A 21377-nucleotide genomic window follows, 5' to 3' on the forward strand; every position below is an offset into this window, starting at 1 on the left:
TGTCTAGCAGGCGGGTGCGTTCAGTTGGACCCGGCAGTCGGCGTGCCGGCGGGCGTGAGCCGGGCAAGCCGCTGCTTGCGCCGTTCGTCGCTGAAGAAGGGGTAGAACACGGTGATGAACAGCACGAACAGGAAGGCGTACTGCACGATCGGGCCGGACGAGCCGAAGATGGCCCACAGGCAATACACCACCGTGATGCTGGTCAGCACCCAGAACGCGCCGGTATGCACCAGCGTGTGCGAGCGCTCCACCACGAAGTAGCAGGCCACGCAGGAATAGATGTAGGGCAGCAGGGTCAGCACCACGGCCGCGGAGGTGATGACGTCGAACTGCGCCGACGCGGTTTTCGAGGTGGCGGTGATCAGCACCGCCAGGGTCATCAGCACCGCGACGATCACCACGCCCTTGACCGGCACGTCATCCTTGTTGGTGCGGCTGAAGACGCCGGGGAACAGGCCGTCGTCGGCCGCGGCCTTGGCGCTCTGCGCGGTCAGCAGGATCCAGCCACCCAGCGAGCCGGCCGCCCCCAGGAACGCGCACAGGCTCACCAGCGCGCCGCCCCAGCCGCCGACCGCATTGGCCGCCGCCAGTGCGAAGGGGGCGTCGGATACCTGCAGCTGCGCGTTGGGCACCATGCCCATGATCACCGAGGAACTCGCGATGTAGGCGATGGCGGCCAGGAACACGCCGGCCAGGGTGGCGCGGGCCACGTTCTTCTCCGGGTTCTCGACCACGCCGGCGGTCACCGAGGCCGATTCCACGCCGATGAACGCCCACAGCGTCAACGCCGCGGCGCTGGACACCGCGCTGAAGTTGGACTGGCCCGAGACGTTGTACGCGCCCTTGAAGATGGCCGGGTCGAAAAAGAACCAGCCGAAGATCGCGATGCCCAGGATCGGCACCAGCGCGAAGCTGGTGGTGACCGTCTGCACGCGGCTGACGAAGGCCGGGCCGACCACGTTGGCCATGCTCAGCGCCCACACCAGCAGCAGCACCGCGATGCAGCGGGGCAGGGGGTCGGACAGGATCGGGAAGAAGTAGCTGAAGTAGCCCACCGCCGCGATCGGGATGGCCACGTTGCCGATCCAGTTGGCGAACCAGTAGATGGTGTTGGTCTGGAAGCCCATGTACGGGCCGAACCAGTCGCGCGCGTATGCGTAGGGGCCACCGGCCTTTGGTGCGAGCTTGCCGAGTTTGGCGAACACGAACGCCAGCAGCAGCGCGCCGGCGGTGGTGACCAGCCAGCCCCAGATCGAGGCGGTGCCGATCTTGGCCAGGCTGGAGGGCAGCAGGAACACGCCCGAGCCCATCATGTTGCCGGCAACCAGGAAGGTTGCTCCGACCACGCCGATCTTCTTCTGGCCTGCCATGGGTTCCTCCTTTCAACGGGTATGCCGATGTGATTCCAGTGGAAACGGTGCGGGCGCTCGCAGCGGGCGCGGGCTATTTGATGAAGCTGTACTGCAGGCTGCCCTGCACGCGCAGGGTGTCGGCGCTGCGGCCGTCCTGCAGCCGCTGCTGGCCGTAGAGCACTTCCATGCCCATGGTCCACGACGGCACCGGGCTCCAGATCAGGTTCAATGCGGCGTACTGGCTGCGGCGGAAGGCATCGCCCGCCAACGCTCCGGCATCGCCCAGGTACAGGCGGCCGTAGACCAGGTTCGAGCGCCACATGTCCGACCAGTAGTGGGTGTAGCCGAAGAAGCCGCCATGCAGCGGCAACGCCCTGAGCCGGCCGTCGGCGTCGATCGCCGCGTCCAGCCCCGAGCCGGTGAGGTCGGCGGTATAGCGGGCGATGCCCTTGCCGCCGACCAGCCCGAACAGCAGCAGGTCGCGTTCGGCGATGCTGTAGGAGCCGCTGAGCTGCAGCCCGCCACCGAAACTGCGGTCGTCGCGCCCGTCGCCGTCGTAGCCCAGGCTGCGCGCCACGGCGCCCAGCTGCAGGTGGCCCCATTCGCGCTCCATGCGCGCGACCAGGCTGATGTCGGGGAAGCGTTCGGTGCTGATGTCGGTGGCGCCGGCTGCGGCCAGCTGTGAATCGGGATCCTCGGCGGCGAGGGTCAGCGTGTTGCCCTTGCCGAGCGCGAAGCTGTGGTGGATGCCGGCCACCAGCAGGTAGCCGGCGGCACCGGGGCCGGCGAAATCCAGCGTGTCCGGCAGCGAATCGGCGTCCATGAACGTGGAGTAGCCGTAACCGGCATAGGTGTTGCCCAGCTGCCCGTAGGCATGGCGCAGGCGGAACCCGTAGCCGTCGCTGCCGCCGAAGAAGTCGTTCTCCAGGTAGAAGCGCAGCGCGCCGTGGGTGGTCGGCCGGCGGGCCTCGAAACTGAAGCGCGTCTGCCTGGCATGCATGCCGAAGTGCGCGACATCGCGGTGCGGCCCGCCGACGGGGATGGACGAGGGGATGAACTGCGCGTTGTCGCCGGCGGCATGGTTGTCGGCGATGGCGTCGAGTTTGGCGTAGCCGCCCAGGCGGATCAGGGTCTGGGTGTCGGGGATGGCGAAGAAGCCCTTGAGTTCCGGGTCGGTGGGCGAGGCCGCGCTGTCCGGGCGCGATGCCGCGGTGGATGGGTCGGCGACCGAATCCCGGGGAGGCAGGATGGGCGCCGCGGCGACCGCGGCCTGTGCGGGGGCGGGCGCCGGCCGGGGCGGCGTCACGGCTGTCGTCGCCGGTGCGCCGGGGGCACTGCTTGCAGGGACGGCGCTGGGCGCGGGGGGCGGTGCGTTGCCCTGCCCGCGTTCCAGCGCGTCCAGGCGCGCGGTCAGGGCCTGCAGGTGCGCCTGGGCCTGGCTGATTTCCTGCCTCAGTGCGCTGACGGAGTCCTGCGCGAGGGCGGCTTCCGGGGCCAGCAACAACGGCAGCATCGCGAGTGCTCGTGGTTTCATCGCCTGTCCCAAGCTCTGCAAACACCACGTCGCGACGGGCGCTCGCCCGTGCGCGGCTTCTGTATGTCATGGGGGTCGACCGGCGGTTCCCGATGTCCGGCGACGTCCCCGCATGGTCAAGCTGGCGTGGGTTTCATGACGGGGGTGTGAAACCTGCCGGGGGGCACGCGGTTCTGGAACGCGAGTCACGCGCAACCCGCGCGTTCAGCGACAACGCACGCGGTACCGCGGCGGGACAAGGCGCGCAAGCGGTGCGAAGCGGCCGGTTGCCGGCTTCCGCAGAGGAGCGATGGCGGCGCCGGCAGGCGCGCGCCGGGTCAGTCGCCGGCGTCGAGGGTCCCTTCGGCCAGTGCGACCCGGGAGCCGTCGAGCAGGCCGCGGCTGAGTTTCCCGTTCTCGATGAACAGCAGTTCGCCGTTCTCGCCCTTCTTGATGCTGCTGTCGATGGCGATGACGCGACCGCCGTGGAATGTGCTCACGTGCGGCATCGAGGTATGGCCGACGACGATGCGCGCCAGGCCCAGCTGGTCGAGCAGGTTGTGCACGCCGGCGGTATCCAGGCGCCCGTCGAAGTAGCCGCGGTACCAGATCGGGCTGGTCTTGCCGTCGTACAGCGGCGCAGTGGCCGGATCGGCCTTGACCTCGGCCTTGGGGCGGCCGAGCGATGCCTGGTAGGCGGCATTGGTGGCGGCCGGGTCCAGCGCCAGCTGCAGCGCCTCGGGCGAGATGCCGCCGTGCAGGAACAGCGTGTCGCCGACGCGCAGCAGCACCGGGCGGGTGCGCAGCCATTGCCCGATCACCGAGTCGGCGCCATACAGCTGCGGATAGCTGCGGCCGAGCAGCTGCGCGCTGCGCAGGTACTTGGGGTTGACGTAGCGCAGGTCGTCGTACAGCACCATGGTCTCGTGGTTGCCGAGCACGAAGTGCACCGCGCCGCCGGCCGCCGCGGCCTGCTGCTGCAGGCCGTACAGCAGCCAGAACACCTCGGTGACCTGCGGGCCGCGGTCGAACACGTCGCCGGCGATCACCAGGGTGTCGCGGCCCAGGGTCCAGCGGTCCTGTTCGTCGATGACGCCGTTGGCGCGCAGCAGTTTCACCAGCAGGCCGTACTGGCCGTGGATATCGGACACCGCGACGATGCGCGCGGCCGGCGGCAGTACCGCCGTGGCCACCGGCAGCGGCGGCGCCACGGCGACCGGGTGCGGATAACCGCAGCGCGCCGCGACCGTCGCCTGCGCGTCGTCCCAGGCCTGCTCCTGGACCGCGTCATCGCAGATCCAGCGGGCGCGCAGGTGGCCGTCCTCCCGGAACACGTAAGGACCGTCGGCATCGACATGCGCGGGTTCGGCGACCGGCGTGGCGGCCAGCACGGAGGTGCTGGCGAACAGCACGAAGCAGGCCAGGAGCATGCGGCGGAACGACGGACGGCAAGTCGGCATCGGGCTTTCCTGTGGCGGTGGCGGTCCGATCATGCCACGTGCCCAGCATGCGATGGCCGGTGCCGGCTCAGCTGCGCTGCAACGCGATCCGTCCCGGCGCCTCGGGCAGCGAGCCATCGGCCAGCACCACGCGGTTGCGGCCACGCTTCTTGGCCTGGTACATCGCCGCGTCGGCGCGGGCCATGACCCGCTCGTAGTCCGGATGGCCGTCATGCACGGCCACGCCGATGCTGGTGGTGATGCCCAGCCCGCCGCCGTTGGCCAGCGCCACCGGCGATTCGGCCACGCGCCGGCACAGGCTGTTGGCGATCACCAGGGCCTGCGGCTCGTCCACCGCCACCAGGACCACCACGAACTCCTCGCCGCCATAGCGGAAGACATAGTCGCTGCCGCGGGTGAACTGGCCGAGGATGGTGGCCACGTGCTGCAGGGCGCGGTCGCCCACTTCGTGGCCGTGTTCGTCGTTGATCGTCTTGAAATGGTCCAGGTCCAGCAGCAGCACCGCGAAGCTGCTTTGCGATTTGGCCGCCAGTTCGATTTCGCGGCGCAGCACGGTCGGCAGGAAACGCCGGTTGAGCAGGTTGGTCAGCGTGTCGCAACCGGCGTCGAGTTCGCCGATGCGTTCGAACAGCATGCCCAGCAGGCTGCGGACCTGGCTGACGCGGCCGCGGATGTCCTGCAGCTGGGTGGCGCGCACGCGCGCATCGTTCTCGCCGCGCAGGGTCTGCTGCAGGGTGCTGTCGATCTCGCCGATGAGTTCGCAGATCTGCCGGGTTTCGGCGCTCTCGCCGAAGCTGGGCACGCCCTTGTGGGTGAACCACAGCCCGAATTCCGAGCCTGCCAGCGACGGGAAGCCGGCGGTGTCGCACTGGCTCGCCAGGGCATAGAGCAGGGTGTTTTCCCAGTCCAGCAGCAACGCGCGCTGGCGCTCGCGCTCGGTGCCCACGTTCTGCACCAGCGAGAACAGGCGATAGGCGGCATCGGTACGCGAAGAGCGTTCGCGCGCGTTGGAATAGGCCAGGGTCATGCCTTCCAGCGCGATGTCGAACGAGGCGGTGAGGCTGGCCACGGCTGCGTGCGCGACCTGGCCGTGGCCCGCCAACGCGGCGATGGACTGGAACAGGCGCTGCTTGAGCACGCGGGTGCCGCGGGTCACCAGGTCCACGGGGATGCCGACGCGGGCGTGGACGTCGCCGATCACGCGCTGCGCGGCGATCAGCCCCTCGACGTCGTCCGGAGTGGCGCGCAGCAGGCCGTTCACCCAGCGTTGCATCGCCGGCTGCAGGCGCGTGCGCACCTGCTCGTGCGACAGCAGGCGCGAGGCGCGCGGGTCGCCCAGCATCACCTGGTAGAAATGCACCGCCATCGCCGCCGCATCCGTTTCCGCCAGCGCCGCCAGCACCTGCGTGGCTTCGGGACCGGCCTCGACCAGGTTCCTGCGCCAGTCGGCGGCAAGGCTGTTGTCGTCGTGGTCGGCGCGGGCAGAGGGGGTGTTGGGCATGGTGATGGTGGGGACGTGGCGGGGCGAAGAGACATTATCGGCCGTAGCCGCTACTGTTTGAGGGCTTATCTGCAACGGTCCATGCCAACGTGTCATCCAGCGTTTTTCCCCCTGTTTTTCCGCCGGCGCGTCTGCCGCGGCGGCACATGATCCGGTCCATCCCCGTTCAGGTTGGCCTGCCGCGTGGCGTTGCGCCATGTCCGTGATCAGCGCCGGGCCGTTTCCGTTGATGGCGGTGCTGGGTCTGGTCGCGGCCCTGATCGCCTGGTTGTTCGCGCGCGGGATGGCCAGTGCCGCCGATGGCGCACGCCGCCGCGCCGGCGCGGTGGTGCTCGACGCGTTCCTGCTCGGCGTCCTGGGTGCGCGCGTGGCGCACGTGCTGTGGCACGCGGCGGACTACCTGCCGCAGCCGCTGTCGATCATCCGCCTGGGCGATGGCGGGTATTCGGTTTGGGCCGGCGTGGCCGTGGCGTCGGCCTACGCGCTGTGGCGGACCCGGCGCCAGGCACCGCGCAGACCGGTATTGCTCGGGTTGGCCGCGGGCGCCGCGTTCTGGCTGGTCGGCAGCCTGGCGCTGTTCGCGGTGCAGCGCTCGACCATCGTCCTGCCCGACATCGTGTTGAGCGACATGCAGGGCAGCGCGGTGCCGCTGTCCGCCCACGCTGGAAAGCCACTGGTGGTGAACCTGTGGGCGAGCTGGTGCGGTCCGTGCCGGCGCGAGATGCCCACCCTGGCGCGCGCGCAGGCGGAGCACCCGCAGGTGGCCTTCGTGTTCGCCAACCAGGGTGAGGACGCCAGCGAGGTTGCCGGCTACCTGCGCGCTGAAATGCTGGCGCCGGGGAACATTCTGCTGGATCCGGAGTCGGAGCTGATGCGCCTGACCGGTGCGCGCGCGCTGCCGACCACGCTGTTCTTCGACGCCGACGGCCGGCTGCGCCGCGCGCACATGGGCGAGCTGTCGCGGGCCACGCTGGAAATGCGCCTGCGCGAGCTGCAATGACTTCCCGATTCCTCCTGCGAGATATGCGATGACCCGTTCCCGTCCCCTCCTGCTGTTGCTTTCGGCCTCAATGCTGGCGCCGGCCGCCTGCGCCCGCGATGGCGGCGCCGCGCCGCCGGCCGCCAGCACCGCCGCCGCCGAGCCGGAGGTGGTCAAGACCCTGCGCGGGCAGGGCGTGGAGTTCATGGGCACGTTCGACACGCCGGTGGGATTGACCGGCTACGCCGGCGTCGCCGGGCAGCGTCCGCTGGCGGTGTACGTGTCCAGCGACGGGCAGCATGCGATCGTCGGCACCCTGGTCAATGCCAAGGGCGAAGACGTCGGTGCGGCCAAGCTCAAGGAGCTGGTGTCCGGGCCGATGGGCGCCAGGCTGTGGCAGCGGGTCGAGGCCAGCCACTGGGTGGCCGATGGCAAGGCCGACGCGCCGCGCATCGTGTATGCCTTCAGCGACCCCAACTGCCCGTACTGCAATCGCTTCTGGGAAGCCGCACGGCCGTGGGTGGAGTCGGGCAAGGTGCAGATCCGGCAGATCCTGGTGGGGGTGATCCGCGAGGACAGCGCCAACAAGGCCGCGGCGATCCTCGGTGCGGCGTCGCCGGAGCAGGCGCTGCAGCAGAACGAGCGCGATTTTTCCCGCGGCGGCATCAAGGGCCTGGCCAAGGTGCCGGCCGAGATCGAGGCCAAGCTGCGCGACAACGAACTGGCGATGCTGGAGCTCGGGTTCCAGGGCACGCCGGGCATCGTGTTCAAGGATGCCGACGGCAGCGTGCAGACACGTTCGGGCCTGCCGCAGGGCGACGACCTGCAGGCGGTGCTGGGGCCGCGTTGATCGCGGCACTCGCGCTCAGAGCGGGGTGGTGGCCGGCGGCGATGTAATAGTCTCCGCCGCACCGGGCTGACTAAGCTGGCGGCGTCCTGCACGGAGCCCGCCATGAGCCACGACCACAACCACGTCCCCAGCGAGATACGCCACGAAAAGCCCCTGTGGTGGGCGCTGGCGCTGACCTCGTCCTACCTGGTGGTGGAGGTGGTCGGCGCGTTCATGACCAACAGCCTGGCGCTGTTGTCCGATGCCGCGCACATGGCCACCGACGCACTGGCGCTGGTGATCGCGCTGACCGCGGTGCGGCTCAGCCGGCGCCCGGCCGATGCGCGCCGCACCTATGGCTATGCGCGGCTGGAAGCGCTGGGCGCGCTGGCCAACGGCGGCCTGCTGTTCGCGGTCGGCCTGTACATCCTGTGGGAGGCCGTGGGCCGCTTCCGCGAGCCACAGGCCGTCGCTTCCACCGGCATGCTGTGGGTGGCCTGCTTCGGCCTGCTGGTGAACCTGATCGCCATGCGCCTGCTCAGTGCCGGCAGCGGCGAGAGCCTGAACGTCAAGGGCGCCTACCTGGAAGTGTGGAGCGACATGCTGGGCTCGGTGGCGGTGATCCTCGCCGCGCTGGTCATCCGCTTCACCGGCTGGACCCTGGTCGATCCGATCCTCGCCGTGCTGATCGGCCTGTGGGTGCTGCCGCGCACCTGGGTGCTGCTGCGCGACGCGCTGAACGTGCTGCTCGAAGGCGTGCCCAAGGGCATCGCGCTGGCCGACGTGGAGCAGGCGCTGCGCGGCCATGCCGGCGTCACCGGCATCCATGACCTGCATGTCTGGGCGCTGGGTTCGAGCACGCCGGCGTTGACCGCGCACGTGGTGACGATGGCCACCGGCCAGGACGCGGACACGCTGCGGCGCGCGCTGGCTGCCATGCTGCACGAGCGCTTCGGCATCGACCACGTGACCCTGCAGGTGGAGGCCGACCATTGCGGCGATGCCTGCACGGTGCACGCGCGGCAGGGCGCGCACGACGATGGCGGGCACGACGGCCACGATCACAGCCATTGAGCGGCATTGCCGGCAGGCCGCGGAGGTGTCGTATCCTGGCGACAGGGCACCGGGCAGCGGCGGCCGTGCATGGGAACCGCGCAGGAAATCGTCGATTCGCGCCTGGTGCTGCGTTCGCTCTGTGCCGCGCTGGCACTGATGGGCGTGGCGGCGATGGCGTATCGGTTGCATCACGTTGCCATCGGCCACATACCATTCGATTACTGGCTGCCGGTGTCCCTGCCCGGCGCACTGTATGCCGCATGCCTGTTCGGCCATGTCGCGCTGAAGGGCCGGCTGCCGTCGTTCATGGCCACGGCCGGCAGTTCGGCGGTGGATTGATCAGCGGGATTGCAGCGGCTGGCAGCCCAGCGCGCTGAGCACGCCATGCAGCGCCGGCACCTGCATCAGCCACGGGGCGGCGATGGTCAGCAGGCCGGCGGCGAGGATGAAGCCGGCCAGCGCCACGCGCAGGCCCGGGCGCTGCAGCCCGCGGCCCATGCGCGCACCGGACCAAGTCAGCGGCACCATCACCGGCAGGGTGGCCAGGCCAAACACGGCCATCACCAGCGCGCCACCGAGTGCGTTGGCCTGCAGCCAGGCCACGCTCAGCAGGCTCAGGCTCAGGCCGCAGGGCATCCAGCCCCACAGCGCGCCCAGCGCCAGGCGGCGCCACGCGCGGTCCGCCGGCAGCAGGTGCCGGTGCAGGGGCCGCAGCCATTGCCACAGCTGCTGGCCGGGGCGGGCCAGCAGGTCCAGGCGGCCGCCGCGCCCGAGCAGGCGCAGTGCCAGCAGGACCAGGGCGAGGCCGGCGGCGACGCGCACGCCCAGCGCCAGGGTGTCGCTGCGCGCCAGCCGCAGGATGCCGCCCCCCAGTCCACCGGCCAGCGCGCCGGCCACGGTGTAGCCGGTGACGCGGCCGAGATTGGCCTGCCAGGCGACGCCCAGGGCGCGGCCCGGGGCCATCGCCGGGAAGCCGGTGGCGATGCCGCCGCACATCACCGCGCAGTGCAGCCCGCCGAGCAGGCCGGCTACGAACGCGGCGGTCAGGACCGGGATGTCCAGTGGCAACACGTTCAGTCGCGACCGCCCGGGTCGGCGGCGCGGGCGTGGGTGTCGCCGGCCGGCGGCGCGGGTCGGTCGTTGTCCTCGAGGATGTCCAGCGCCGGGGTGTCGAGATCATCGAACTGGCCGCGCTTGACCGCCCAGACGAAGGCGGCCACGGCCAGCCCCAGCAGGATCAGGCTGATCGGGATCAGCATCAGCAGGATGGCCATCAGGGTGCCTCCATGGGTGTCTTGAGCCGCGCCAGGCGCAGGGCGTTGAGGGTCACGATCAGCGACGACAGCGCCATGCCCAGCGCTGCCAGCCACGGCGTGACCCAGCCGGCCGCAGCCAAAGGCAGCGCCAGCAGGTTGTAGCCGGTGGCCCAGGCCAGATTCTGGCGGATGATGCGCTGGGTGGCACGTGCCAGCGTGATCGCGGCCGGAATCCGGCGCAGGCCGCCGCCGGTGGTGACCAGGTCGGCGGCGCGGTGCGCCAGCGAGGCGCCTTCGCCCATGGCGATGGAGACGTCGGCGCCCGCCAGCACCGGTGCGTCGTTGAGGCCGTCGCCGACCATCGCCACCACCCGGCCTCCGGCCTGCAGGCGCCGCACCAGCGCCAGCTTGTCTTCCGGAGACTGCCGCGCGTGCGCATCGTCCAGCCCCAGTGTCGCGGCCATGCGCCGCACCGCCGCCTCGCCGTCGCCGCTGGCCAGGTGCACGCGCAGGCCCTGCGCGCGCAGCGCGGCCAGCGCCTGCGCGGCGTCGTCGCGGGCGCGCTCTTCCAGCACGAAGCGGGCGGCGGCGCGCTGGCCGTCGCCCAGCCACAGGGCGCCATCATCCTGGCGCGCGGCGGCGAAGTCGGCCCGGCCCAGGCGCCAGTGGCGGCCATCGACCACCCCCTGCACGCCGCGCCCGGGAACCGCCTCGACCCGTGCCGCGCCGAGGGTGGCAGCGTCACCGCGGGTGAAGGCGGCGGCCAGCGGATGGCCGCTGTCGCGCTCCAGGGCCGCGGCGATATCCAGCGCGCCGGCCGTATCCAGCGCGGGGTCCAGCACCTGGGTGGCGGCCAGCACCGGGCGGCCGTCGCTGAGCGTGCCGGTCTTGTCGAACACGATGTCGGTGGCGCGCGCCAGCGTGTCCATCGCGTCCGCGCGCACCGCCAGCAGGCCGATGCGGGCCAGCGCGCCGTGCGCGGTGGCCAGTGCCGCCGGCACCGACAGCGACAGCGCGCAGGGGCAGCTGATCACCAGCAGGGCGAGGGTGACTTCCAGCGCGCGTTCGGGCTGGTAGTGCCACCAGCCGGCGAACACGACCAGCGCCACCGGCAGCAGCGCCAGCACGAAGCGGCTGCCGATGCGGTCGGCCAGGCGGGCCAGCGCCGGCCGGTGCGCCTGGGCCTGTTCGACCAGCCGCGCCAGCTGCGACAGGCGCGTGGAGGTGCCGGTGAGGGTGACGCGCAGCCGTGCCGGGCGTTCACGGCAGACGGTGCCGGCATAGACCGGCTCGCCGGGCTGCTTGCGTACCGGCGCCGATTCGCCGGTCAGCAGCGCCTCTTCGAACCAGGCCTCGTCGTCGCCGTCGCCGAGCAGCACGCCATCGGCCGGTACCGCTTCGCCGGCCGCCACGCAGGCCACGTCGCCGACGCTCAGCGCCGCCAGCGGCACCGCTTCGCGCTGGCCGTCGGCCCGTTCGCGGGTGGCGAAGGCCGGGCGTGCGCGCGCCAGCGCGTCGACCTGGGCGCTGGCCACCGAGCGCGCGCGCTGTTCGAGCATGCGCGCGGCCAGCAGCAGGAACACGAACATCACCGCCGCGTCGTACCACACATGCGGCCCGCCACGGATGGTCTCCACCAGGCTGGCCAGGTAGGCGAGCAGGGTGGAACTGGCGATCAGCACGTCCATGCCCAGGCGGCGCTCGCGCAGTTCGCGCATCGCCCCGGACAGGAATGGCCAGCCGGAGTAGAACACCACCGGCGTGCACAGCAGGAATGTCAGCCAGCGGAAAAAATCGCGCGTGGGCACCGGCATGGTGCTGTTGAAATCCAGGTACAGGGCTTCGGCCAGCATCATCGCCTGCAGCATGCCCAGGCCGGCGATGCCCAGCCGCAGCAGCCAGCGCCGGCGTTCGCCGGTGCGCTGCCGTTCGGCGGCCTCGCTGCCGGCCAGGTACGGACGGTAGCCGAGCATCGCCAGCCGCTGCAGCGGTGCCGACAGCGCGGTGCGCGCCGGGTCCCAGGCGATGCGGATGCGGCCGGTGACGGCATTGGCGCCGCAGTCGATCACGCCCGGTTCGCGCGCCAGCGCGCGATCGATCAGCCAGGCGCAGGCGGCGCAGCGCATGCCGTCGGTCAGCAGGGTGATCTCGCGGCCGCCATCGATCGCACGGCTGTGCTCGGCCTGCACGTCGGCGCGGTCCCAGACCGCCAGGTCGGGCAGCGCTTCGCCCACGCGCGCGGCATTGGCGCTGCGCAGCCGGTAATACCCGTCCAGGTCGGCGCTGGCGATCCACTCGGCGGCGGCGGCGCAGCCATGGCAGCAGAACGCATGCGTGCTGCCGCCCAGCGCCGCCATGTGGGGCTGGGCCGGCAGTGCTTCGCCGCAGTGGTGGCAGGTGCCGGTGGCCGCCATGACGGCGGGCGACCGCGCCGGATCGGCGATCACGTCCGGGCTCAGTGGTCCCCGCCCAGCGAGGGAGAGAGGCGGGCGGCATGCTGCTGCTTCGGCAGCCGGCCGTGCAGGCGCCAGCGACCGTCAGCGTCGCGCAGCTGCACGACCCAGTCGTGCTCGCCGTCCACCGCCTGCTGGACACGCCAGCCCGGACCCTGCGGCAGCAGTTCCAGGCGCAGGTCGTCGGACTGGCGGGTGGGGTGTTCCAGCACCAGCTGCAGCGCGGTGCCGCCGCTGAACTTGCCGGTGGCCGGCAGGACTTCGACCACGCCGTCCTCAACGCGCAGCACCGCGCTCAGGCCCAGCTTGGCGGCCGCTTCGTCCGGCCCCAGGTCGGTGGTCTGGATCTGCGACACGCGCTGCACCGGGTCGGACACCACGTCGGCGCCGCCGGAGCGCACGGCGACGATCACCAGCCCGACGCCGGCCACGATCGACAGCAGCGGCAGGCCGACAACCAGCCAGAACACGGGGACCCGCCAGGGGGATTTGGAACGTTCGTTCATTGCACCGGCCCAAAGAAACTGCTTTCGACGACGCGCTTTTCACCGCCACCCTCGCGCTCGACCACGAAGCGCAGCGCACGGCGGCCGCTGACCTGGCCATCGGCGACCACGTTCAGGGCCACCGGCAGCACCTGCTCGGGACCGGCCTGGACCTCGGTCTGGCCCTGCAGGCGCAGGCCGGCGTCGGCAGGCTCCAGGGTGATGCGGTAGCGCCGGGTCTCCTGGCTCTTGTTGATCAGCTTGAGCGTGTAGTCGTTGGCGATGCTGCCGTCGGCGGACTGCCGGTACAGCGCGTTGCGGTCGCGCAGCACTTCGGCGATGAGCTCGCTGCGGTGGCCCACGCCCCACACCCAGGCGCCGCACAGCCCCAGCAGGAGCAGGCCGTAGACGAAGATGCGCGGGCGCAGCACGCGGGTCGGCTTGCCGTCGATGGCGTTCTGCGTGGAGTAGCGGATCAGGCCATGCGGGTAGCCCACCTTGTCCATGACTTCATCGCAGGCGTCGATGCAGGCGCCGCAGGCGATGCACTCGTACTGCAGGCCGTTGCGGATGTCGATGCCGGTCGGGCACACCTGCACGCAGATGGTGCAGTCGATGCAGTCGCCCAGTTCCTCTGGGGCGAACTTGGGCAACGGCGCGACCTCGGCCAGGTCGCCGTCCCAGGTGATCGTGCCCTTGGCGTGCGCGGCCTGGGTGGCGGCGGACGGATGGCGCCCGGCGCGGAATACGTAGTCATAGGCGACCGACGGGATCAGCAGGCCGCGCACGCGCTCCAGCACGCTGGTCAGGCCGCGCTTGCGCGGGCCGCGCGGTTCGCCGCGCATCGGGTCGTAGGCGATCAACAGCGTGTTGCGGTCGAACATCGCGCTCTGGAAGCGCGCATACGGGCACATGTACTTGCATACCTGCTCGCGCAGGACGCCGGCGTTGCCCCAGGTGGCCAGCGCGTAGAACAGCACCCAGAAGGTCTCCCAGCCGCCCCACTCGAACGGCAGCAGGCGCGCGCCCAGGTCCTTGATCGGGGTGAAGAAGCCGACGAAGGTGAACCCGGTCCACAGCGCGAACAGCAGCCACAGCAGGTGCTTGCTGCCCTTGCGCAGCACCTTCTCGCGGTTCCACGGGCCGGCATCGAGCTTCATGCGCCGCGGGCGGTCGCCCTCGGTCCAGCGCTCCATCCACAGGAAGGTTTCGGTCCACACCGTCTGCGGGCAGGCATAGCCGCACCACAGGCGCCCGGACAGCGCGGTGGAGAAGAACAGCGTCATTGCCGCGATGATCAGCAGCAGCGCCAGGAACAGGAAGTCCTGGGGCCAGAACACCAGCCCGAAGATGTAGAACTTGCGCGCGGGCAGGTCGAACAGCACGGCCTGGCGGCCGTCCCACGACAGCCACGGGAACAGGTAGTACATGCCCAGCAACCACACCACCGCGGCCACCCGCAGGCGGTTGAAGCGTCCCGAGACGTCGCGCGGATAGACCTTGCGCTCGCTGACATAGAACGAATTGCCCTGTTCGTCCACGACATCCAGCGGAATGCGCTTGCTCATGGCATGCGTCCGGTAGCAGCCGCCGTGGGCGGCGAGGGAGGAAGCGGGAACGGGCGGTTGACGGTCATGGCGTATGCGGGGCGTATTGCTGCGCGGGAGCGATCAGTATCGGTTTGAAACGAAGGCAAGGAAGCGACGGATTGTCGCAGCCGCCGCTCAGCGGTCCGGCGGCAGGGCGCGGTTGAAGCGGCTGGCGGGGCGCAGCAGGATCCAGGTGAACAGGCTGGACGAGGCGGTGGCCAGCCAGAACATGGCGAAGCCCAGCGTATAGCCGAGCTCGCGTGAAATCTGCAGATCGGGGAAGGTCATGTCGCGCAGCGTCAGCGGGTCGACGAAGGCGAAGAACACCATCGTCGCCACGCCCGCGGCGAAAAAGCTGGGCCAGGCGATGGCCCCCACGCGCTGTGCCAGCGGACGTGGGGGGTGGTCGAAGCGTGGCTCGCTGAAGTCGGTCACTTTGCGCTCGTGCTGGCCTTGGTGTCCGCCTGATTATGCGACAACGACCAGACATAGGCAGCGACCAGGCGGACGCGGGTCTCGCCGAGCAGTTCGCGGTGCGCCGGCATGCTGCCGTGGCGGCCTTCGGTGATCGTCTTGTACAGGCTTTCGCGGCTGTTGCCGTAGAGCCAGTAGTTGTCGGTCAGGTCCGGCGCGCCGATGTCCTGGTTGCCCTTGCCGTCGACCCCATGGCAGGCCACGCAGACGCCCTCGTAGAGCTTCTTGCCGCGGGCGGCCATGTAGTTGTTCTGCAGGGTTTCCGGGGCCGACAGGGTACGCACGTAGGCGATGGTGTAGTCGATCGCCTCAGGGCCGCCCATGCCGGTGAGCACGGTGCCCCACTCGGGCATGACGCCTTCGCGGCCGTCCAGCACCGTCTCCAGGATGCGCTCGGGCGAGCCGCCCCAGTGCCAGATGTCGTCGGTCAGGTTGGGGTAGCCGACGGCACCCTGGCCCGAGGAGCCGTGGCAGGTGGCGCAGGTGTTGCCGAAGATCGAGCGGCCCAGCGCCAGCGCCTTGGGATCCTGGGCCAGCTGGTCGATCGGCTTGCCGGCATACGGCTTGAAGGTCTGCTCGAGCTTGGCGTCCTCGACGGCCTTCTCCTTGGCATGCTCGCCCTTGGAGGTCCAGCCGCTGTAGCCGGGGATGTTGCCCAGCCCGCCGTACCAGAACAGGTAGCCGATGCTGAAGAAGATGGTCAGGTAGAACAGGTTGATCCACCAGCGCGGCAACGGCTTGTTGTACTCGGTGATGTCACCGTCCCAGGTGTGCAGCGTGTCGTCGGGCTTCGGGTCGCCCGGCCGGCGGCGTGCGGTCCACCACAGCAGCCACACGCAGCCCAGGATGTTCAGCGCAACCAGGGCGATGACGTACCACGTCCATCCCATGCTCATCATCCGCGCTCTCCCCCGTTGCCGTATTGCACGTTGTCATCTTCCAGCGGCAGGCGTGCCGCATCCTCGAACTCACGCTTGCGCTTCGGGCTCCAGGCCCAGATCCAGCCGCCGATGAACAGCACCAGCAGCAGCGCGGTCACGATGCCGGAGATCATTGCTGGCCTCCCCGCGGCGCATGCCGGCCCAGTCCCTGCAGGTAGGCGACGACCGCGTCCAGCTCGGTCTTGCCCTTGACGTCCTCTGCGGCGCTGGCGATCTGCTCGTCGCTGTAGGGGTCGCCCAGGGCCTTGAGCGCGCTCATGTGCCGGGTCACGGTGGCGCCGTCGACCTGGTTCTTCTCCAGCCATGGGAAGCTGGGCATGTTCGACTCGGGCACCACGTCGCGCGGATTGATCAGGTGCACGCGGTGCCAGGCATCGGAATAACGACCGCCGACACGCGCCAGGTCCGGGCCGGTGCGCTTGCTGCCCCACTGGAAGGGACGGTCGTAGACCGATTCGCCCGCCAGCGAGTAGTGGCCGTAGCGCTCGGTCTCGAAGCGCAGGGTGCGCACCATCTGCGAATGGCAGTTGTAGCAGCCTTCGCGGACGTAGACGTCACGGCCGGCCAGTTCCAGCGCCGGGTAGGGCTCGACGCCCTCCAGTGGCTTGATCGCCTCGGCCTGGAACATCAGCGGCACGATCTCGGCCAGGCCGCCGAACGACACGGCGACCGCGATCAGCACCGCCATCAGGCCGACGTTCTTCTCGACTTTCTCGTGGGGATTCTTGTTCTCGCTCATGGGGTTCCTTCCTCCTCAGGCACGCACTTCGGAGGCGTCGACGGGCAGCAGCGGCTGCGGTTCGATCGCGGGGGCGGTACGCCAGGTACGCCAGACGTTCCAGGCCATCAGGCACATGCCGCTCAGCACGACCAGGCCGCCGCCGAGGCGGATCAGGTAGTACGGATAGGTGAACTTCAGCGATTCGACGAAGGTGTAGGTCAGGGTGCCGTCGTCGTTGGTCGCGCGCCACATCAGGCCCTGCATCACGCCGGCGATCCACATCGAGGCGATGTAGAGCACCACGCCGATGGTGTGCAGCCAGAAGTGCGTGTCGATGGCCTTGACCGAATACATCTGCTCGCGGCCCAGCAGTTTGGGCATCAGCGCGTAGATCGAGCCGATCGAGATCATCGCCACCCAGCCCAGCGCGCCGGCGTGGACGTGGCCCACGGTCCAGTCGGTGTAGTGGGAGAGCGAATTGACCGTCTTGATCGACATCATCGGGCCTTCGAAGGTCGCGATCATGTAGAACGACACCGCCACGATCAGGAACTTCAGGATCGGGTCGGTGCGCAGCTTGTGCCACACGCCGGACAGGGTCAGCACGCCGTTGATCGCGCCACCCCACGACGGGGCCAGCAGGATCAGCGAGAACACCATGCCCAGGGACTGCGCCCAGTCGGGCAGGGCGGTGTACTGCAGGTGGTGCGGGCCGGCCCACATGTAGACCGCGATCAGCGCCCAGAAGTGCACGATCGACAGCCGGTAGGAGTACACCGGGCGGCCGGCCTGCTTGGGCACGAAGTAGTACATCATTCCCAGGAAGCCGGCGGTCAGGAAGAAGCCCACCGCGTTATGGCCGTACCACCACTGCACCATCGCATCCACCGCGCCGCTGTAGACCGAGTAGGACTTGGTCGGACCGGCCGGGATGGAGATGTTGTTGACGATGTGCAGCAGCGCGATGGCGATGATGAAGCTGGCGTAGAACCAGTTCGCCACGTAGATGTGCTTGACCCGGCGCTTGGCGATGGTGCCGATGAACAGCACCGCGTAGGCCACCCACACCGCGGCGATCAGGATGTCGATCGGCCATTCCAGCTCGGCGTATTCCTTGCCCTGGGTGTAACCCAGCGGCAGGGTGATGGCCGCGGCCACGATCACCAGCTGCCAGCCCCAGAACACGAAGGCCGCCAGCTTGTCCGATATCAGCCGGACGTGGCAGGTGCGCTGCACCACGTGCAGGCTGGTCGCTATCAGTGCGCAGCCGCCGAAGGCGAAGATCACCGCATTGGTATGCAGTGGTCGCAGCCGCCCGTAGCTGAGCCACGGTATGCCTTCGCCGAGCGTCGGCCAGTAAAGCTGGGCGGCGATGATCACGCCTACCAGCATGCCCACGATGCCCCAGACCACGGTCATCACCGCGAACTGGCGCACCACCTTGTCGTTATACGTCCCCTGCACGCTTTGCATGCGGCCTGATCCTCGGTCTGAACGGGGGAAATCATCCACCGTGTGGAGCACTCCGGGCATTGACTTGAATCAATGCGTGTCCCGGGCGGGTTGCAGCCATCCAGGGGTGAACCGTGGATGCCATGCTGAACAGTATATGACGGAGGCCCGGGCGACAGGGTCGCCCGGGCCTCCGTATGCGTTGCGAGGGGAATCAGCGGGTTACGACCAGCTTGCCCTTCATCATGGCCGAATGGCCCGGGAACGAGCAGTAGAAGCTGTAGTCGCCGCCGGCGGTGAGCTTGTTGCCCGGGAAGCGGACCTGGGTCTTCTGCCCGCCGCCGATCAGGGTGGTGTGGGCGATCACCCGCGCGTCCTTGGCCGGCACGTAGTTGTTGGCGACGCCGGCACGGATCGCGTCACGGTTGACGCCGGCCATGTCGGCGGTGGTGGAGACCACCACGTTGTGGCCCATGGCGGTGGCCGGGAGCTTGCCGGTGTGGGTCAGCTCGATGGTGACGGTGGCGCAGCTGGCCGAAACGGTGGCTTCCTTGAGATCGAACTGCATCGCATCGTTGCCCTTGAGCGAAACGGTGCAGTTGCCGGCAGCCTGGGCCGCGCCCGCAGCGCCGACGAGGGCCAGGGCGAGGAGAAGACGGCGCGAGGTTTTCATGGGTGTTGCTCCTGTGGGATAGGCAATGGACGCGGCGCGTGGCCTGCTCGTCACGGTCTGGCGCGACACTGCGCCAGACGACGCGCATAGAGTCGTTCCAGGCGGGCTTCATCGCCTTGATCTGGGTCAATCAATCCAGCGCTGGCGCATGCCGGCGCGCCATGCGTTCATCCGCCATCCACCGCTGCGCGCGCGGCCGCTGCCGCCGCAGCGGCGGCAGGGTCGATGGATGGATGCGGCAGCGAACTCCCGGGGCCGCCGCGCCGCCCCGGGGGGCCTTCCTGCCGGCCCGGCCGGTCAGGCAATGGGCGCGCGCAGGACCGGCATGTCCCAGCCCGGACGCGGCGCGAAACGGTCGCCGTGGCGTGCCTGCAGGGTCCGGAGTTTTTCCACCAGGGCATCGGCGCCGGTGGCGCGGACGTGCTGGATCGGGCCGCCGCGGAACGGCGCGAAGCCGGTGCCGAAGATCACCCCGGCATCGAGCAGGTCGGCATCGGCCACCACGCCGTCGTGCAGGCAGGTCACCGCCTCGTTGAGCAGCGGCAGGATCAGGCGGTCCTCCAGGTCCGACGGCGCCTGGTAGTCCCTGGCCACTTCCGGCTTCACCGCGCGGCCGTTTTCCCACTTGTAGATGCCCTGGCCGTCCTTCTTGCCGCGCTTGCCCGGCTCCACGGCGGCCAGCGCGGCCGGGATCTGCAGGCCCAGGAATGGCGCCAGCTCCGTGCCGACGCTGGCGGCCACGTCCAGGCCGACGGTGTCGAGCAGTTCGATCGGGCCCATCGGCATGCCGAACTTCACCGCGGCGCGGTCGATCACCGGGCCGGGGATACCCTCGGCATAGGCGGTGGCCGCCTCCAGCATGTACGGGAACAGCACCCGGTTGACCAGGAACCCGGGGGTGCCGGCCACCGGCACCGGGAACTTGCCCAGCGCCTTGCAGAACGCGGCCAGCCGCTGTTCGGTCTCCGGCGCCATGCGGTCGTGGTGGATGATCTCCACCAACGGCATCTGCGCCACCGGGTTGAAATAGTGCAGGCCGGCGAACCGGGCCGGCTGCGCGATGTGTTCGCGCAGCTCGTCCAGCGGGATCGAGGAGGTGTTGGTGGTCAGCAGCGCGTCGGCCTTCAGCCGCGGCTCCAGCGCCTGGTACAGCTCGCGCTTGGCTTCCGGGTTCTCGATGATCGCCTCGATCACCAGGTCGGCGCTGGCCACGCCGTCACCGGCCAGGTCGGGCTTCAGCCGTGCCGCCACTTCCGGGCGCCTGGCCGGGTCCTTCACCTTTTTCTCGAACAGGGCCTGGGCGCGGGCCATGGCGGGGTCGATGAAGCGCTGTTCGCGGTCCTGCAGGGTCACGTCGAACCCCTTGTAGGCCGCCCACGCGGCGATGTCGCCGCCCATCACCCCGGCACCGACCACATGCACATGGCGGATGTCCGGCGCCTTGCCGCCCAGGGCCTTGAGCCGCTCGGTCAGGAAGAAGATGCGGATCAGGTTGCGCGCGGTCGGGCCGCCGGCGAGCTTGACCACCGCGCGGCGCTCGGCGTCCAGGCGTGCCTGGATACCGCTGCCGCCGCTGCGCTCCCAGGTCGAGATCAGCGCGTACGGCGCCGGGTAATGCTCCTTTTTCGCCTTGCGCGCGACCTGCCTGGCCATCTGCGGCGCCAGGATCCGGCGTGCCAGCCAGGTGTTGGTGGCCCAGGCGGTGGCACGCTGCTTGAACGGCCGGGTCACGCCCGACTGCAGCAGCGATATCGCCGCGTCGACCAGGACCGCCGGTGCGGCGACCTTGTCGACCAGGCCGATGCCGCGCGCGGCCGAGGCCGACAGGGTGCGCCCGGTCAGCATCATGTCCATCGCCGCCGGGGCGCCGACCAGGCGCGGCAGGCGCGCGCTGCCGCCCCAGCCCGGGAAGATGCCCAATTGGGTCTCGGGCAGGCCGATGCGGGTGGACGGATCGCTGGACGCCACGCGGTAGCGGCAGGCCAGGGCCAGTTCGGTGCCGCCGCCCAGGCAATGGCCGTGGATCGCGGCGACGGTGGGGCAGGGCAGCTCGGCCAGCTTCTGGTAGGTGGACTGGCCGCGGCGGATGGCGTCGTTGACGGTGCCGCGGCGGTCGAACTCCTGGAACTCCTTGAGGTCGGCGCCGGCGATGAAGCCGGCGGCCTTGGCCGAACGGACCACCACGCCCTTGGGCGGGTCGATCGCCAGCCGTTCGACGATGTCGCCCAGCTCCAGCAGCACGTCCTGGGACATCGCGTTGACCGGACTGTCGCGGCGGTCCAGGGCGAGCACGACGAAGCCGTCGTCGCGGATCTCGGCCTGCCAGTGAGTGAAGCGGAGCCCATCGAAACCTGAAAGCATGGGACGTTCCATCCGGTTGTGTATGGAGAAGACCGCTATGATCCAGAGGTTGTTTCCCCGGCGTCAAATCCCAATGCTTGGGATGCAGGGGCGTTCGCGCCGGCCGGTTGTCGCCGACAGGCTATACGAACGCAGGTTGCAGGGCGTGTACATGCCCGCCGCGCGCTTCGTCGTGGCGCGGGGGGCGGTGGCCGCCATGCCCGGGTGCCGCGCGCGCCGGCCATGGGCGCTGCGGCCGCAATGTAAACATGCTCTGAAGGACGGTGCGGCGCTCCGGGGACC

Annotated in this window: 20 protein-coding genes; 4 read left to right on the plus strand and 16 right to left on the minus strand. The window is 69.9% G+C overall.

Translation table 11 applies throughout. The features are described from left to right. Positions 1-20: 20 nt before the first annotated feature. The 4 genes from adiC to F0P95_RS09360 form a co-directional block, all read right to left on the minus strand. Entirely contained in the window at positions 21-1370 is a 1350-nt protein-coding gene (gene adiC / locus F0P95_RS09345; protein ID WP_182333895.1) for an arginine/agmatine antiporter, read from the minus strand. A gap of 73 nt (positions 1371-1443) precedes the next feature. Continuing rightward, positions 1444-2865, minus strand: a complete 1422-nt coding sequence (locus F0P95_RS09350; protein WP_232529058.1) for a DcaP family trimeric outer membrane transporter — start codon at positions 2863-2865, stop codon at positions 1444-1446. 338 nt (positions 2866-3203) lie between these two features. Beyond that, a complete protein-coding gene (locus F0P95_RS09355) occupies positions 3204-4325 on the minus strand; it encodes a metallophosphoesterase (RefSeq protein WP_182333898.1) in 1122 nt (373 codons plus the stop codon). Positions 4326-4392: 67 nt separating this feature from the next. Then, the gene (locus F0P95_RS09360) at positions 4393-5826 is read right to left on the minus strand and encodes a GGDEF domain-containing protein (RefSeq protein ID WP_182333899.1); all 1434 of its coding nucleotides are present in this window, start codon (positions 5824-5826) and stop codon (positions 4393-4395) included. 196 nt (positions 5827-6022) lie between these two features. Between F0P95_RS09360 and F0P95_RS09365 the strand changes: the two genes are divergently transcribed. From F0P95_RS09365 to F0P95_RS09380, 4 genes are all read left to right on the plus strand, one after another. Next, a complete protein-coding gene (locus F0P95_RS09365) occupies positions 6023-6826 on the plus strand; it encodes a TlpA disulfide reductase family protein (protein WP_198422001.1) in 804 nt (267 codons plus the stop codon). A gap of 28 nt (positions 6827-6854) precedes the next feature. Continuing rightward, positions 6855-7655 (plus strand): thiol:disulfide interchange protein DsbG, encoded by an 801-nt coding sequence (gene dsbG / locus F0P95_RS09370; protein WP_232528664.1) that lies wholly within the window; start codon positions 6855-6857, stop codon positions 7653-7655. 102 nt (positions 7656-7757) lie between these two features. Further along, the gene (locus F0P95_RS09375) at positions 7758-8708 is read left to right on the plus strand and encodes a cation diffusion facilitator family transporter (protein WP_182333901.1); all 951 of its coding nucleotides are present in this window, start codon (positions 7758-7760) and stop codon (positions 8706-8708) included. A gap of 69 nt (positions 8709-8777) precedes the next feature. Then, positions 8778-9029: a hypothetical protein gene (locus tag F0P95_RS09380; protein ID WP_182333903.1), complete on the plus strand. Its 252-nt coding sequence runs from the start codon at positions 8778-8780 to the stop codon at positions 9027-9029. Here F0P95_RS09380 and F0P95_RS09385 read toward each other — a convergent pair whose 3' ends face one another. The 12 genes from F0P95_RS09385 to F0P95_RS09440 form a co-directional block, all read right to left on the minus strand. Continuing rightward, complete coding sequence (locus tag F0P95_RS09385) at positions 9030-9761, minus strand: sulfite exporter TauE/SafE family protein (protein WP_232528665.1); 732 nt, start codon at positions 9759-9761, stop codon at positions 9030-9032. 2 nt (positions 9762-9763) lie between these two features. Beyond that, positions 9764-9964 (minus strand): cbb3-type cytochrome oxidase assembly protein CcoS, encoded by a 201-nt coding sequence (gene ccoS / locus F0P95_RS09390; RefSeq protein ID WP_182333904.1) that lies wholly within the window; start codon positions 9962-9964, stop codon positions 9764-9766. Then, the gene (locus F0P95_RS09395; RefSeq protein ID WP_232528666.1) at positions 9964-12393 is read right to left on the minus strand and encodes a heavy metal translocating P-type ATPase; all 2430 of its coding nucleotides are present in this window, start codon (positions 12391-12393) and stop codon (positions 9964-9966) included. The genes ccoS and F0P95_RS09395 overlap by 1 nt, the downstream gene beginning before the upstream one ends. A gap of 8 nt (positions 12394-12401) precedes the next feature. Then, entirely contained in the window at positions 12402-12905 is a 504-nt protein-coding gene (locus F0P95_RS09400) for a FixH family protein (RefSeq protein ID WP_182333906.1), read from the minus strand. Further along, positions 12902-14452, minus strand: a complete 1551-nt coding sequence (locus F0P95_RS09405) for a 4Fe-4S dicluster domain-containing protein (RefSeq protein WP_182333907.1) — start codon at positions 14450-14452, stop codon at positions 12902-12904. Before F0P95_RS09405 ends, F0P95_RS09400 begins: the two co-directional genes overlap by 4 nt. Positions 14453-14608: 156 nt before the next feature. Continuing rightward, on the minus strand, positions 14609-14908 hold the full coding sequence (locus F0P95_RS09410) for a hypothetical protein (protein ID WP_054664328.1): 300 nt from the start codon (positions 14906-14908) through the stop codon (positions 14609-14611). Then, the gene (gene ccoP, locus F0P95_RS09415; RefSeq protein WP_232528667.1) at positions 14905-15837 is read right to left on the minus strand and encodes a cytochrome-c oxidase, cbb3-type subunit III; all 933 of its coding nucleotides are present in this window, start codon (positions 15835-15837) and stop codon (positions 14905-14907) included. Before ccoP ends, F0P95_RS09410 begins: the two co-directional genes overlap by 4 nt. Positions 15838-15842: 5 nt before the next feature. Next, entirely contained in the window at positions 15843-16001 is a 159-nt protein-coding gene (locus F0P95_RS09420) for a cbb3-type cytochrome oxidase subunit 3 (RefSeq protein ID WP_182333910.1), read from the minus strand. Beyond that, entirely contained in the window at positions 15998-16627 is a 630-nt protein-coding gene (gene ccoO / locus F0P95_RS09425; protein WP_054664334.1) for a cytochrome-c oxidase, cbb3-type subunit II, read from the minus strand. The genes F0P95_RS09420 and ccoO overlap by 4 nt, the downstream gene beginning before the upstream one ends. Before the next feature lie 15 nt (positions 16628-16642). Then, entirely contained in the window at positions 16643-18082 is a 1440-nt protein-coding gene (ccoN, locus tag F0P95_RS09430; protein ID WP_054664337.1) for a cytochrome-c oxidase, cbb3-type subunit I, read from the minus strand. A 193-nt stretch (positions 18083-18275) separates the two neighbouring features. Beyond that, complete coding sequence (azu, locus tag F0P95_RS09435; protein WP_182333912.1) at positions 18276-18734, minus strand: azurin; 459 nt, start codon at positions 18732-18734, stop codon at positions 18276-18278. A 297-nt stretch (positions 18735-19031) separates the two neighbouring features. Beyond that, entirely contained in the window at positions 19032-21095 is a 2064-nt protein-coding gene (locus F0P95_RS09440; RefSeq protein WP_182333914.1) for a 3-hydroxyacyl-CoA dehydrogenase NAD-binding domain-containing protein, read from the minus strand. Positions 21096-21377: the final 282 nt, after the last annotated feature.

Source organism: Stenotrophomonas acidaminiphila, assembly GCF_014109845.1.
GTDB lineage: Bacteria > Pseudomonadota > Gammaproteobacteria > Xanthomonadales > Xanthomonadaceae > Stenotrophomonas > Stenotrophomonas acidaminiphila.